This window comes from Metabacillus lacus (assembly GCF_009674805.1).
In the GTDB taxonomy this organism is placed as follows: Bacteria; Bacillota; Bacilli; order Bacillales; family Bacillaceae; genus Metabacillus_C; species Metabacillus_C lacus.
Window position 1 is genome coordinate 1 of sequence record NZ_WKKI01000068.1, and the last position, 14,368, is coordinate 14,368.

The following is a 14,368-nucleotide window of genomic DNA, read 5'->3' on the forward strand; positions in this document are numbered from 1 at the left end:
TGAGACCCCGCAGGCGCAGACAAGGAGGCTCAGATCCCTCCCCGCGGAAAGCAAGTGTCTGCAGCGCAATGGAACGGGCTTGTTCAATATGATTACTTCGGCTTTTCATTCTCATACTCTACTCAAGGTACAACGTCTCCTATAGATCTCTCAAGCAAGATAACCGACCTGGAGTGCAATGGAACGGACTTGTTCAACATGATTACTTCGGCTTTTCATTCTCATACTCTACTCAAGGTACAACGTCTCCTATAAATCTCTCAAGCAAGATAGCCGACTTGGAGTGCAATGAAGCGGAAGACACTTGACTCCTGCGGGATATGAGGGAAGGCTGAGACCCCGCAGGCGCAGACGAGGAGGCTCAGATCCCTCCCCGCGGAAAGCAAGTGTCTGCAGCGCAATGGAACGGGCTTGTTCAATATGATTACTTCGGCTTTTCATCTCTTTATTCAGGGTAGAACGTTTCCTTGAGAGTCTTAATGAAAAAGCCAACTAACACTAACAAAAATTATAAAGGACCACACATATCGGTTTATAACCGGCATGTGTGGTCCTTTTTCAATGAATAATAAAATTCCTTTCCAGCTTGCTGTCTTGTTAACCTGGGGGCTGCGTACAAAATACTCAGCCTTTTACAGAACCCGCCGCAATCCCTTCTACGATTCTGTTGCTCAGGAATAAGAAGGCTAACAGTATTGGAAGAATACTGATCATAAGAGTGGCTCCAATCGCACCCCAGTCTGTTGCATACTGACCGATAAAGTTTTGAATACCAACAGTTAGTGTTTTGTATTTATCGGAGCTGATAAACGTGTTGATAAATACAAACTCATTCCAGTTATAGATCATGTTAATGATGACTGTAGTAGATATAACCGGCGTTGTTAATGGAAGTGTAATCTGGAAAAAGATTCTGTGAATAGAACATCCATCAATAATTGCTGCTTCTTCCACTTCCCGCGGCAAGGCGTAATAAAAACCAAGGAGAATCATGATCGTCAGCGGAAGATTGAAGGCTGTGTAGGTTAGCACAATCGCAAGCGGATGATCAATCATATTCAATTTTAAGAAAAAGTTAAACAAAGGGATCAAAGTTGAATGAACCGGAATCATAAGACCGATCATAAACAATCCCAGCACAAGCTGACTTAACTTCCATTTCATCCTCGTGATCGCGAATGTTACCATGCTTGCAGAAAGGACTGTTAAAAATACGGCAACCGCTGTGATCCACAGGCTGTTGAAGAAATACAGATCTATATTTCCCTGTGACCATACATTAGCATAATTCTCCCATTTTGGTGCGTTTGGCAGCGCAAATGGAGACAAGCTGAAAATTTCCTGGTTGTCTTTTAAAGAAAACAGGAACAGCCAGATAAGAGGGTATATTTGCAGCACTGCAATTAACCCCAGTACGCCGTACAAGATACCATAGCCGGCTTTTTTCAGCAGCCCCTGTGCCGGCTGTTGTTCTTTTTGCAGAATGAGGGGCGGATTTGTTCTTGTTTCTTCTGCTGCTTTCATCTATGTTTGCCTCCTTTAATATTGCGTCTGATCACCATTAGATACTGTAAGCTTTCTTATCAGCCATGTAACAAGCAGACAAATAAGCAGCAAAGCGAAACCGATGGCGCTTCCGTAGCCAAAATCGTAGGTATTAAAGGCTTTTTGGTACATATAAGAAGCGATTACCTCACTGGCTCCATTTGGCCCTCCGCCTGTCATGACATAAATCAAGTCAAAGTATTTCAAAGAACCTACAATCGCAAGCACGATCGTCACCTTGATAACTCCTGAAATCAGCGGCACTTTAATTTTCCAGGCAATTTGAAGGGGATTGGCACCATCTATCTTCGCTGCCTCAATAAGAGTTTCAGGAATGCCCTTTAGCGCTGCATAATAGATAAGAATATAAAAACCTGCGTACTGCCATATAATTGGAATAAAGATAGCGTATAATACAGTTCCCGGTTCAGCAAGCCATGAAGGAGGATTTTGCACCCCTATTGCAGTCAGCACGCTGTTGATCAGCCCGTTACCCGGGTGGTAAATTTTCAGCCAAAGCTGTGCGATTGCAACTGAAGAAAGCAGCATGGGAATAAGATATATTTTTCTTAAAATAGTTGCACCCTTAATTTTCCCTGCCAAAATAAGAGAAATAGCCAAGTAGCCGGCTAAGCTGAGAGCAGAAAACAGAGCCAGTAAAAAAGAGTGATAAGCGCTGTTCCAAAATAGAGAATCCTGCAATAAAGCAGTGTAATTCGCTAAGCCGATAAATGTCATTTCACCAATGCCGTCCCACTTCATTAATCCGTAATAACCTGTCAATCCAATAGGAATATATATTAATACAAGAATAAGGAGCAGGGCGGGGAGGATATAAAGGGTGATGGCAAACTTGTCAGACATAACTTTGTTCATTGTAACCATCCTTTTCACATTCTGGGTGTTTTAAAAGAAAAGAGCATATCAACTATGCAGATATGCCCTTTTCAAAAAACCGCCATGCAGTTATTTTTCTTTGGAAAGTGCCGCTTCATGCTTTTTCGCAAAATCTTCTGCTGTAATTTGGTCACCGAACAGTGACTGAATTAAATTTAAATGTTCCTGTGCAACAGAAGGGCTCATTTGAACATCAGCATAAAGAGTGATGTTGCTTGCTTCGCTCAATTCATCCAATACATCAATATACATCTGTGGAAGGTCTACTTTGGATGTATCAACTTTAGTGGCAGGAATAACCCCTGCATCTGTTACAGATCTTTCACCCCATTTTTCTACAAAGAAAGCAGCGAAATCTTTGGCTTCTTCCTTCACTTTGGAGCCTTCTGCTACAAATAGTCCAACACCAGGGCCGCCGACAAAGCTGTCAATGTCACCTTTTCCGCCATCGATCGTCGGGAATTTGAAAAAGCCGACTGAATCTCTGAACTCCTGAGGAACTTCTTCATTTGTTGTATAGTTAGGCAGTTCCCATGTACCCATCAAGTACATGCCAGCCTGGCCGTTCATGAACGGGCCTTTAGCTTCATCGTTGGAAAGTCCGTTATAGCCTTTTACGAAAGCATTCATTTTTACAAGCTCTTTAATTTCCTCAGCAGCTTTGACAAGAGCAGGATCTTCGAAAGTGCCTTCACGGTTGATTGCATTTGTCAAAGTTTCTTTTCCGCCAAGGCGGTCAGCAAGATACATGTACCACATTGAACCTGTCCAACGGTCTTTGTTTCCAAGAGCAATTGGTGTTACCCCGTTGTCAGCAAGCGTTTTAACAACATTTTTGAATTCGTCATATGTTGTTGGTGCTTCCAGGTTGTATTTTTTGAAGATTTCTTTATTGTAAAATACTGGAGCGATATTCAACTCAAGAGGAAGGCCGTATGTTTTCCCGTCAATGGCATATGCCTCTGTTGTTCCTGCAATATACGTGTCTCCAAGCCCATTGTCTAGAACATCATCAAGCTCTGCAAACATATTTCCTTTTGTATAAGGCTCAAGGAATCCTGCAGCCCACGTCATACCTACATCAGGAAGTTCGTTAGATGCTGACAATACTTTCAGCTTTTCCTTGTACTGTTCATTGCTTAGAATTTCAAGCTGTACTTTTGTATCAGGGTTTTCTTTCTCGAACTCTGTTACAATATCCTGAACGATTTGATTATGCTGTTTTGCACTTCCGGCAGGCCATAAATGCATAAACTTGATGGTTTTCCCAGATCCGCCGTTTTCTGCACCTGAAGTTTGGCCGCCGCTGCATCCTGAAAGCACCAGACTGAATATCACCATGAACATAGCTAACATTGAAACCGCTTTCTTTTTCATGAAAAATCAAATCCCCCTTTGCCTTTTTCCTGTGTTTTGTAAAAGCGTTTACAAACATATTGTAGCACTATCATAATGTGGGCATAAGGTAACAGCTATTGGCAAAAGTACCACATTTTTTTGTTTTCGCTTTTACTTTGTTCTTCTGTACTGGCTGGGTGTGGATCCTTCATGTTCCTTAAAAATTTTGATGAAATACTTTGCGGTTTTGTACCCCACCGCCTCTGCTATTTCATTAATGGACAGATTTGTTGACAGCAGCATGTTCTTAGCTTTTTGCAGTCTTTTTCTTGTGACATATTCGCTGAAATTCATTTTCACCTTGTCTTTAAACAGGACACTGAGATAACTGGCGTTTAAATGAACGTAACTTGCTGCATCTCTCAATGTAATCTGTTCATGCAGATGTTCCTCAATATATTTAACGACTTTAGCAACCACAGTTTCCTCCTGTGCATTGTCCCTTTCCGCTTCAATCAGCTTTTCGTCCATCACCTTTGTCATCAGCCCCGCTTTTTCCCTGCTGCTGTCAATTTCCAGAGCCTTTTCCACCTCACCTATCAGCACATCTTTAGAAACCGGCTTAAGCAGATAGCTGAGAACACCCAGCTGGATGGCTTCCTGGGCGTAGTCAAATTCTGGGTAAGCAGAAACGATAATCGTTACTGCATCCTTATTGATTTCTTTAAATTCTTTTACGAGCTGAAGACCTGATATTTCAGGCATGCTGATATCAGTAATCAAAAGATGAACTCTCTTGTTTTTTATGATGGAGATGGCTTCTGCTCCGTCTTCAGCACTGACTATTTCCAGGTCTTGAGAACTCCAAGTCTCTAGTGTTTTTTTCAGCCCGCGCCTTGTGTTTGGCTCATCATCCACAATTAAGATTGTTTTCTGATTCATGATCAGCTCCCCTTTTCGCTGGAATTTCAAAGATGACTGATGTCCCCTCGTTCTGCCTGCTGGTTATCGCAATTCCTTTTATTCCTTCTTCCTCATAGTACAGCTTCAGCCTTTTATGGACGTTGCCGATTGCCATTCCAGTTCCCTTGCTTGCTATATAATTTCCTGACTCCATAGACTCATAGATTTGCTGAATTGTAGGCTCGTCTATTCCGGCCCCGTTATCTGCCACTTCAACCCTCAGCCTCCCATTCTTGTAGGAAGGTGAAATCAGGACCTTGACAAACCCTGTCCCTGTCTGGCTTCGAATTCCATGAACAATTGCATTTTCAACTAACGGCTGAATCAGCAGCTTAGGAATTTTGACATTAAAAAATTCTTCGTTTACCTCGATTTTTCCAGTGAATCTGTCTCCAAATCTCATTTTCATAATCTGCATATATCTTTCTATATGATCTCTCTCCTGCTTAAGAGTCACCCACTCCTGACTAGATGAATTTGTAATTGTATACCTGAACAAATCTGACATCGCGATCACCTGTTGTGCCAATTCATCCTCACCTTTTTCCTCAAGAGACCAGTAGAGAGAATTAAGCGTATTAAACAAAAAGTGGGGGTCAATTTGTGCCTGCAGTGCTTTTAGTTCTGTTCTGCTGCGGATCAATTCTTTTTCATACACAACCTGTATCAAATGATTTGTTTGTTCCACCAATTGGTTGTACGTATCATTCAGCTGTTTAATCTCTATTGTGGATGAATTCATATGGTTAAAAGAGAGCTTACCGTTATTGGCTGCCTTCATGGCCTTCGTTAATCTGAAAAGAGGCTTTGTAATCAAGGTGGATAAGAAATAAGATGATATCATAAAGAAGATAAAGCCAATCATCGCAGAAAATAGTACGGCATTTCGTAATGCAGATACACCTTCCATTAAAGATGAAACAGGAGTAAGAATGAGAACAGTCCATCCGTTTGTTTGGGAAGTTCTCTTTACCATCATGTATTCATTTTTATTCAGTTCCAATCTGCTGCTGTCACTATCAACAATTGGGCCGATATCCCTGTAATAATTGGAAGCAACAGGGTTCATGGCATCATCCAGCACAATCATATATTGCTGCTTTGGATCTTCCGTAATTTGAAAATAGCTCTCATCAATCCTCATCAGCAGATATCCTCCCTTTGAAAACCAGCGGTCAATTAAACTGATTCTCCTAATCGCCAGAAAGTATTGAGGATCCTGAGAATCTCTGCCTATCCAGACAAGCTTTCCCTTTGCTTCATCAGCTTTTGAAATCCACTGATCTGATATTCTGCTTCTTAATGAAGCATCGTCTATTGGTATGATCCTCCTAGTGTTATTTGTATAAATCTCAAAGGAAGTAATACCGTTAGAGTAGGCTTCATACATATTGGTCAGCTGCACAAGCGACTGCTTATCCTGATAAGCCACTGTTTCTCCCTGCATCGTCCTTTGAAGAAGACTTTGTACAGAAGAATTGGTTGCAACCTGCTTTGAAAGCATGTCCACTTGCTCGAAAAGGGATTCCATTCTGCCGTTCGTTTGTAAGGCGGTTTCCTGTATCTGTGTTTCTGCGTTGTTCACAAGAAGATCAGCCACTGAGTTGAATGTAACAGCCCCAACCAGCAGCAGCACTATGGCCATGACTCCTACAAATACAAACATGATCCGATTGCGAAGTGTATTATAGCGCGATTTGAACCCTATCAATTTCTTCAGCCCTTTGCTGTTTTCAAATTTTTCGAATATTTATGCATACTTTACCACATCTTCATACTGTAAAGTAAGACTCTAAGTTTTGTATCCTCACAAAAAAGCGAAAGAAGAGGACTAAAAAGCATAGAAAAAACATCCATGAGTGCATTAGAAATCAAGGCTCTGAGCACCGCAAAAAAAAACCTCTGCAGGAGCCGTTTCGGCTGCACTGCAGAAGTTTCTCAGGTTATAAGGTAATGTGCTCTAACTGCTGAATTTCCCTAACTTCTGACTTCAATGGATCATGTTCTTTCAGCTTTCCAAAACCCAGACGTGTCAGCTTCTCAATCATGAGAATAGACACCTGATAGGTTTTGTACTCTCCGTATGTGAACTCAAAGTCTTTTATAAGATTTTTCTGAGACTGCAAATAAGCTGTAGCGGAAAGTCTGCCGTTATTAGTGATCATCACCGCAACTTTCCAAAATTCCTGTGGTATGAGGATTCCGCGGTATAGAGGATCATCGTCCCTGAAAACAGGGCCGGTAAAGACTGAAACTTTCAGCTTATGATTTTCAGCTCCGTTTAATAAATAGTTCTCCAGATCCAGCCATGTTTTCTGATTCAGATGTTTATGCTGAGGTGCACAATTTGTAAAGTGAAAGGTATCTTCATTGGCTTCTTTTGCTTTTTCTCCCCATACTGGATCTCTCCTTCTGACTAAATGCCCCCGATCAAGATCGTTCGCTTCGTATATGTCAGGACCGCATTGAAAGGCTTCGCTGATTCGGGGGTCAAAGTACCATTTATCTCTGCTCCTTTTGATGTCTAAAAGCTGGCTGCCGTCAATATTGACTGCGGTATAGAAGGCAAGCCTGCGTGCCATGCTCATCACGATGGAAAAGTGAGTATAATCCAGCAGGATTCCTCCGTCCTTCAGCTTTGCAGCATCTTCCAGCAAGACGCCCTGCAGTTCTGGAAGAGGAACCTCCGGACCTAAAAAAGATGGGATATAACCCTCAGCCGTTTCATATCGCTTTTTGCTGAGTTCCCCTACCTCCATCTGCAAGGGCTGCTCTTCTACTGAAGTATCTCCTATCAAGCCCGTAACCAGTTTTTGCTGCTCAAGTGAAAGGGAAGCGGCTTTATCGGATATCCGCTGAAAAATACTGCTGACCCTGATACCTTCATTGGCAAGAAAGGCCCCGGGGGTGTCCGGATCAGGAACCCCTGCATGATGCAGTGCTACCACTGTCCATGAATCATTAAAGACTGGAGACCCTGAAGAACCTTCCAGGGTATCTGTTTCGTAATGCAGAAAATCACCAAAAATATCAGTAATTTTGTTTTCTCTGATCGCTACCGCTTTTGCAGCGCCGGACGGGTGCTGAATGATGGAGACATATTCTCCTGCAGATGCTTTTCCCTTTTGCGGAAACAGCGGAAGATAACCGAATTCATTAGCCAATGTTCCATCTGAAGCCCTTTCTTCCACTGCAATAAGAGTAAAATCCAGTTCCTCATCTGTCAAAAACAGCTTGTCAGGCTGCAGCCGGAAGCTCTTCTTTTCTTTTTCTCTCATAAAAGTGTCCAGTTCATAATTAAACTCTGCTATGCTCCACTCTGCTGTTGCTTCGCTGCTTAACACATGATGATTTGTAAGCAGAAGAGAAGGAGCAACTAAAAAGCCTGTTCCAAAGCCTGCTGTCCTGCCGGCTGCATCTCTAAGCTGAAGTCTGCAAACAGATTTTGCAGCAATCAGACCACTTTCCAAATAAGACACTGGAAAAAGATCATTTCCGCCAATCAGTTTTTCAAAAACCTGACCGCGATGGGGATCGACAATTCCTTTTCCAAGAACTTGTGCGTCAGGTATCGCGGAGGGTTCAAGTGTGCCAGGCACTTCCTGCAGCTTTAGCTCTTCTACGCGCTGTTCATACCTCTTCAAGGCAGCCTCCCGCTGAAGAAACTCCTTTTGCTTGAGGAAAATCTTTAAGTCTTCGGCATCTGTGCAGCTCACAAACATTCCCCCCTACTATTTGTAAATTAGGTTCCGTACTTCACCTTCATTTTAGTACATATGTTCGCATTACTAAAGTGACAATATTCTTAATTTATTATAATGCAGGATTTTTTAAAAAACTCCAGAATCTGATTATCTTAACAATAAAAGCATAAATACAATCTGCTAATCATAAAAATGAATTCAAAAAAGAGGTGGAGACAATTCCAAACGCGTTGGTATTTCAATCGGATTTCGGAGTCAGTGACGGAGCAGTATGCAGCATGTACGGAGTAGCTCATTCGGTAGATGACTCATTGAACATTTTCAATCTGACCCATGATATTCCTCCGTTTCATATCTGGGAGGCGTCCTACAGGCTGTTTCAGACGACTGCCTACTGGCCTGTAGGTACTGTATTTGTTTCTATTGTAGACCCGGGTGTAGGTTCTGAAAGAAGAAGCCTGGCAGTCAGAACAATAGATGAAAAAGTGATTATCACTCCTGACAATGGCACCTTAACACATCTTAAGCAATTTACCGGGATAGCCGAAGCAAGAATCATTAATGAATCAACTAACCGGCTTCCTGATTCTGGAGAGTCCTATACCTTTCATGGCAGAGATATTTTTGCTTATACTGGGGCCAGGCTTGCCTCAGGCTCCCTTGCATTTGAGGAAGTAGGACCATCAGCAGAACCTCATACTGTCTGCTCTTTAGAAATGTCTCCCCCCTTTTTGTCAAGTAACTGCGTGTGTGGCATCATTGACATACTTGATATTAGATACGGAAACCTATGGACAAATATCCACCGTTCTTTTCTTAATGAACTGGATATTTACTATGGAGATACTCTGGAGGTTAAAATAGAGAAAGGCAGTAAGCTTTGTTACAGCAGGCAAATGAGCTTCGGACGATCATTTGCTGACAGCAGGGTGGGCGAACCTCTTATTTATGTAAATTCTCTCGATCACATTGGCGTTGCAATCAATCAAGAATCTTTCGCAGACAGCTACCAAATTGACACGGGATGCAGCTGGAAAATATCTTTGAAAAAAGTTCAGGAAAAAAGATAGTCTGCATGAAATCCGTGCTAAAAAATAAGAGGCAGCTGCCTCTGCCTCTTTTTGACGGGGCTGATACAGCCCCAGTTATTTTCCCTCCACTTTCACCACAAAAGGATAGGCAGTTACTTTCCCATCTTGTTTAAATTCCGCCCAAAGCTTATAAATGCCGGGCTCAGAAAATTCTGTCGTAAATACGGGTTCTTGTTTATTTTCCGGATGAACATGGAGAAAGTTTTCCGCTTTTTCATCCAAGATGACCACATGGCCCATTGCGCCTAGATAAGGTTGGATCTCAGTCCCCTGAACATTAAATTTTAATACTGCTGTCTCTCTTATCTCAAGGTTCTCAGTCATCAAGGTCACTTTGCTGTTTTTGGCTGCATCCTGATCATGCTGCAGTTCTGGATGAGCATGTTCCTTTTCAGATAAAGCCGCACCTATATTGAGCACCACCGGCTGTATTTGATAGTTCTTACCTGCCGGCTTTATGTCTGCAAAAGCTTTATACGTTCCATCCGGCAGGGAAACAGCCACCTTGAAAGTTCCTTTTCCCGTTTCTTCAGGGTGCACATGATAAAAGCTTTGCAGGTGCTGATCTACAATCACAAGGTGCATGATTTTTTCATGATTCTCCTGCAAATTCCCAAAATGCTCTCCTTTTTCGTCTGTTACATCTATCAAAAGCGTCCCTTCCTGATATAGAATATCTACGGTGATTTCGCTTGTTTTCTCCTGCTCTTCATGATGCTGATGCTTGTGGTCATTATGGCCGGACTCAGAAGGTGCAGTCTGAACTTCTTCAACCTCCTCCTCACCTTGCACACCAAAGGTTTGGTACAATGAATAAGCTGCTGTGACTGCAGCCAGATAGATAACAGCTGAAAGTACCCACTTTTTCATGTCTGCTGCTCCTTTTCCATTAATTCATCCTCTGCAATCTGAGGGCATTCATGACAACAAATACTGAACTAAATGCCATGGCAGCTCCTGCCAGCCAGGGAGCGAGAAAACCGAGAGCTGCCACCGGGATGCCCAGTGTATTAAACGCAAATGCCCAAAAGAGATTTTGCCTGATATTCCTCATTGTTTTTTTGCTCATCATAATCGCATCTGCAATGCTGTGTAAATCTCCCTTGATTAACGTAATATCGGCTGTCTCCATTGCTACGTCTGTTCCTGTACCAATTGCCATTCCAATATCCGCAAGTGCAAGTGCCGGAGCATCATTAATGCCGTCTCCAACCATCGCTGTCTGCTTTTGCTGATGCTGAAATTTTTTAACCGCATATGCTTTTTCTTCGGGAAGCACCTCTGCGATCACAGTCTCTATTCCGGCTTCTTTTGCAATTGCATGGGCCGTCCTCCAATTGTCGCCGGTAATCATCACCACTTCCAGTCCCATATCCTTTAAGCGTTGAACCGCTTCTTTAGAGGTCTCCTTTAATGTATCTGAAACAGCAATTAATCCCGCATATTCTCCGTCTACTGCAGCAAGCATTGCTGTCTTCCCGCTGCTTTCCAATTCTTCCATTTCAGGCAGAACGTGATCTACTGATATTCCGTTTTGTTCCATCAATCTTCTTGTTCCAATTAGAATATGTTTTCCGTTTACTGCAGCTGAAATCCCAAACCCTGGAACAGCTTGAAATTCCCCAGGTTCTAAAAGGGATGCTCCCCTGTCTTTCATTCCCTGAGCAATTGCCTGGGCAAGAGGATGCTCTGATCTCATTTCCGCAGAGCCCGCCAGCATCATAAATTCCTTTTCATCGAAAGCTGCTTCAACTTTCACATCAGTCAGCACGGGTATGCCAGTTGTAACAGTCCCTGTTTTGTCCAATAAGACAGTGGATATGCTCTGCGCTGACTCTAAATGCTCTCCGCCTTTAAAAAGAATACCCTTTTCAGCTGCTCTGCCTGATCCCGCCATAATAGAGGTTGGTGTAGCAAGGCCAAGTGCGCATGGACAGGCGATGACAAGGACAGCAATCATTTTTTCCAAAGCCCCTGCAAAGTTTCCGGGCTCCCCCCAGAGAAACCAGGCAAAAAAGGTTATGATTGAAATCATGACAACAATCGGCACAAACACTCCTGAAATGGCATCTGCAATCCTTTGAATCGGAGCTTTGCTTCCTTGAGCTTTTTCAACTACCTGAATGATTCTGGCTAAGGCTGTTTCCTTGCCAACTTTGACCGCTTGAATTTTCAGGAATCCATTTTTATTAACAGTTGAACCGATAACAGAATCTCCCGGGGCTTTATCTGCGGGTATACTCTCTCCAGTGAGCATGGATTCATCAATGGCTGATATCCCTTCAAGGACCACGCCATCCACTGGAATAACTTCGCCGGGTTTAACTAAAAGAATGTCTTTGGCTATCACTTCTTCCAGCGGGATGTGAACTTCTTCCCCGTTCCTAACCACAACAGCCTGTTTTGCCTGAAGGTTCATCAGTTTTTTGATGGCATCGGAAGAACGTCCCTTTGCCCCTGCTTCAAGGAGTTTTCCCAGAACAATCAGCGTAATCAGAACCGCGCTTGTTTCGAAATACAAATCAACCATATGTGCTCCGCTGCCAATAGACATGATGGATAAATATATGCTGTAAAAATAAGCAGCAGATGTACCCATGGCAACCAAAACGTCCATGTTTGCACTTTTGTTTTTCAGCGCTTGATAAGCTCCCTTATAAAACTGCCGCCCGACAATAAATTGTACCGGCGTAGCGAGAGCCATTTGTACCCACGGATTCATCAGCATATCCGGCAGATAGAGAAAAGAGGTGAACTCAAAATGGCTTACCATGGACCAGAGCAGCGGAAGGGAAAGAATCAGGGAGAAAAAAAACGTTCCCTTCTGTGTTTCAAGTTCTCGGGCTTTTGCCTCTTCTGCACTTTGCTTTCCTTCCTCTTTCTCAGTTGCTTTATAACCGAGCTTTTCAATTCTTTGACGTATCTGCCCTGGGGATATTTCTCCTGCGCTGTACTCTACAGTTGCCCTTTCCAGAGCCAGATTCACTGAAGCTTTTGATACACCTTCCAGCTTGTTCAGCACCTTTTCAATTCTTGCGGAACAGGCGGAGCAGGTCATCCCGGCAACATTGAATTCAGCTTTTTCTGTTACTACGGTAAACCCAAGAGTTTCAATTTTCTGCTTTAGTGTTTCTACATTCGTTACAGTTGGGTCAAAGCGAACTGAGGCTTTCTCCAATGCAAGGTTTACAGCAGCCTCTTCCACGCCGGCTACTTTCTTTAATCCTCTTTCAATACGCCCTGCACAAGCTGAACAGGTCATGCCTGCAATGGGAAGTGCAGCCGCTTTACTCTTTACTTCACTCATACTCAGTTCCTCCTCTGGAACATAAACTCCGTACTCTTCTTTGTTCTGCATCTATACGTTACCATACCCCCCTATCCTATGTAAACCTGTAAAGCAAGCCATCTTCCTGTCCGCCTTTACAAAATTCAAAGAAAAAAACAAGCCAGTATGCGGCTTGTTTATTCTCCGAGCTCTACATTATGATAGACTCGTTGAACATCCTCTAAATCTTCAAGGACATCAATGAGGTTTTCAAATTGTTCTTGTGCATCTGTTGAAAGAGTAACATCATTTTGAGCCAGCATTGTAAGCTCAGCCACAGAAAATTCTGTAATCCCTGCCTCTTTTAGTGCAGCTTGCACAGCATGAAATTGATCTGGTTCTGCATAGATAATGACAGTTTCTTCTTCTTCAAGAATATCGCGGACATCCAGGTCGTTTTCCATTAAAATTTCAAGAACCTCATCCGCTGTTTTTCCTTCCAGCCCGAAAACTGCAGTAGAATCGAACATATAAGCAACAGATCCACTAACACCCATATTTCCGCCATTTTTTCCAAAAGCCGCACGCACGTTGGAAGCCGTCCGGTTTACATTGTTTGTAAGAGCATCCACAATCACCATAGATCCGTTGGGGCCAAACCCTTCATAACGGAGCGTATCGTAACTTTCTTCTCCTCCGCCTTTAGCTTTTTCAATGGCACGATCTATTATATTGCGGGGCACGTTATATGTTTTCGCACGCTCGAGGACAAATTTCAAAGCCTGGTTAGACTCAGGATCAGGCTCACCCTGCTTTGCAGCGACATAAATTTCAAGCGCGAACTTTGAGTATACTCGGCTGGTATTGGCGTCTTTTGCAGCCTTTTTTTCTTTAATATTATTCCACTTACGTCCCATCCTGGTTCCACTCTCTTTCCGAATAATAAGGTTCACCCGGCTTAACGGGTATTTGAAGTTCTGAATGTATTATACCTTATAGAGAGCTTCCTTTTACAGCATATCTTCTTACAATGAAAAAACATGCGTGATCTTTAGAGTTTACTGCGCTTCCCTAAAGTTCGCATATGCCAGAAAAAAACTAAGCCTTTCCATCACTACAAACTAAGCGTAAGAATTCCGGTTACATTGGGAAGAGGCCGTTTTTTGAGAAAAATAAGGGAGTGAATTCCGCTTACATCCAAATTAGAGCGTTTTATAGTGAAAATAAGGGAATGAATTCCGCTTAAGCTGCTGAAAATACTTCATTTTAAGGTTTTTTAGGTGTTTAGACGGAAATACTCTGTTTATTTCAGACCATTTTCGGTGTTTTTTCTGAATAGGCGGAATTTCTCCGTTTATATGTGTGGTTAAATGTCCTTCATAAGGGCGATGAAGGACAAAGTTGAGTGTAACTGCTATAGAAATGTCCTTCATAAGGGCGATGAAGGACATAACTCAGCGAAAATGCTAGAGAAATGTCCTTCATAGGGGCGATGAAGGACATAACTCAGTGAAAATGCTAGAGAAATGTCCTTCATAGGGGCGATGAAGGACATAACTCAG

At 42.7% G+C, this 14,368-nt stretch carries 10 protein-coding genes; 1 reads left to right on the top strand and 9 read right to left on the bottom strand.

Translation table 11 applies throughout. The features are described 5' to 3' along the window. Nucleotides 1-624: 624 nt before the first annotated feature. The 6 genes from GJU40_RS19115 to GJU40_RS19140 form a co-directional block, all read right to left on the bottom strand. On the bottom strand, nucleotides 625-1,524 hold the full coding sequence (locus GJU40_RS19115) for a carbohydrate ABC transporter permease (protein ID WP_154309653.1): 900 nt from the start codon (nucleotides 1,522-1,524) through the stop codon (nucleotides 625-627). 15 nt (nucleotides 1,525-1,539) lie between these two features. Beyond that, nucleotides 1,540-2,421 carry a carbohydrate ABC transporter permease gene (locus GJU40_RS19120; protein ID WP_154309654.1) on the bottom strand — a complete coding sequence of 294 codons (882 nt, stop codon included), beginning with the start codon at nucleotides 2,419-2,421 and terminating at the stop codon, nucleotides 1,540-1,542. Nucleotides 2,422-2,511: 90 nt separating this feature from the next. Further along, complete coding sequence (locus GJU40_RS19125; RefSeq protein ID WP_154309655.1) at nucleotides 2,512-3,819, bottom strand: extracellular solute-binding protein; 1,308 nt, start codon at nucleotides 3,817-3,819, stop codon at nucleotides 2,512-2,514. A gap of 132 nt (nucleotides 3,820-3,951) precedes the next feature. Beyond that, entirely contained in the window at nucleotides 3,952-4,722 is a 771-nt protein-coding gene (locus GJU40_RS19130; protein WP_154309656.1) for a response regulator transcription factor, read from the bottom strand. Then, nucleotides 4,691-6,388 (bottom strand): sensor histidine kinase, encoded by a 1,698-nt coding sequence (locus GJU40_RS19135; protein ID WP_246188440.1) that lies wholly within the window; start codon nucleotides 6,386-6,388, stop codon nucleotides 4,691-4,693. Before GJU40_RS19135 ends, GJU40_RS19130 begins: the two co-directional genes overlap by 32 nt. Nucleotides 6,389-6,686: 298 nt before the next feature. After that, a complete protein-coding gene (locus GJU40_RS19140) occupies nucleotides 6,687-8,465 on the bottom strand; it encodes a DNA/RNA non-specific endonuclease (protein ID WP_154309658.1) in 1,779 nt (592 codons plus the stop codon). 260 nt (nucleotides 8,466-8,725) lie between these two features. Here GJU40_RS19140 and GJU40_RS19145 point away from each other — a divergent pair, with 260 nt between their 5' ends. Then, entirely contained in the window at nucleotides 8,726-9,517 is a 792-nt protein-coding gene (locus GJU40_RS19145) for an SAM hydrolase/SAM-dependent halogenase family protein (RefSeq protein WP_154309662.1), read from the top strand. Nucleotides 9,518-9,592: 75 nt separating this feature from the next. On the opposite strand, the gene GJU40_RS19150 is transcribed toward GJU40_RS19145, so the two are convergent. The 3 genes from GJU40_RS19150 to GJU40_RS19160 all read right to left on the bottom strand — a co-directional run bounded on the left by GJU40_RS19150 (nucleotide 9,593) and on the right by GJU40_RS19160 (nucleotide 13,723). Beyond that, nucleotides 9,593-10,408 carry a hypothetical protein gene (locus tag GJU40_RS19150; protein WP_154309659.1) on the bottom strand — a complete coding sequence of 272 codons (816 nt, stop codon included), beginning with the start codon at nucleotides 10,406-10,408 and terminating at the stop codon, nucleotides 9,593-9,595. Nucleotides 10,409-10,427: 19 nt separating this feature from the next. Then, the gene (locus tag GJU40_RS19155) at nucleotides 10,428-12,845 is read right to left on the bottom strand and encodes a heavy metal translocating P-type ATPase (RefSeq protein WP_154309660.1); all 2,418 of its coding nucleotides are present in this window, start codon (nucleotides 12,843-12,845) and stop codon (nucleotides 10,428-10,430) included. 158 nt (nucleotides 12,846-13,003) lie between these two features. Then, nucleotides 13,004-13,723: a YebC/PmpR family DNA-binding transcriptional regulator gene (locus GJU40_RS19160; RefSeq protein ID WP_154309661.1), complete on the bottom strand. Its 720-nt coding sequence runs from the start codon at nucleotides 13,721-13,723 to the stop codon at nucleotides 13,004-13,006. Nucleotides 13,724-14,368 lie beyond the last annotated feature (645 nt).

Bases quoted from the DNA above. Each gene is read 5' to 3' on its own strand.
- GJU40_RS19115 (WP_154309653.1), bottom strand. From the start codon at position 1,524: ATGAAAGCAGCAGAAGAAACAAGAACAAATCCGCCCCTCATTCTGCAA.
- GJU40_RS19120 (WP_154309654.1), bottom strand. From the start codon at position 2,421: ATGAACAAAGTTATGTCTGACAAGTTTGCCATCACCCTTTATATCCTC.
- GJU40_RS19125 (WP_154309655.1), bottom strand. From the start codon at position 3,819: ATGAAAAAGAAAGCGGTTTCAATGTTAGCTATGTTCATGGTGATATTC.
- GJU40_RS19130 (WP_154309656.1), bottom strand. From the start codon at position 4,722: ATGAATCAGAAAACAATCTTAATTGTGGATGATGAGCCAAACACAAGG.
- GJU40_RS19135 (WP_246188440.1), bottom strand. From the start codon at position 6,388: ATGGCCATAGTGCTGCTGCTGGTTGGGGCTGTTACATTCAACTCAGTG.
- GJU40_RS19140 (WP_154309658.1), bottom strand. From the start codon at position 8,465: ATGTTTGTGAGCTGCACAGATGCCGAAGACTTAAAGATTTTCCTCAAG.
- GJU40_RS19145 (WP_154309662.1), top strand. From the start codon at position 8,726: ATGTACGGAGTAGCTCATTCGGTAGATGACTCATTGAACATTTTCAAT.
- GJU40_RS19150 (WP_154309659.1), bottom strand. From the start codon at position 10,408: ATGAAAAAGTGGGTACTTTCAGCTGTTATCTATCTGGCTGCAGTCACA.
- GJU40_RS19155 (WP_154309660.1), bottom strand. From the start codon at position 12,845: ATGAGTGAAGTAAAGAGTAAAGCGGCTGCACTTCCCATTGCAGGCATG.
- GJU40_RS19160 (WP_154309661.1), bottom strand. From the start codon at position 13,723: ATGGGACGTAAGTGGAATAATATTAAAGAAAAAAAGGCTGCAAAAGAC.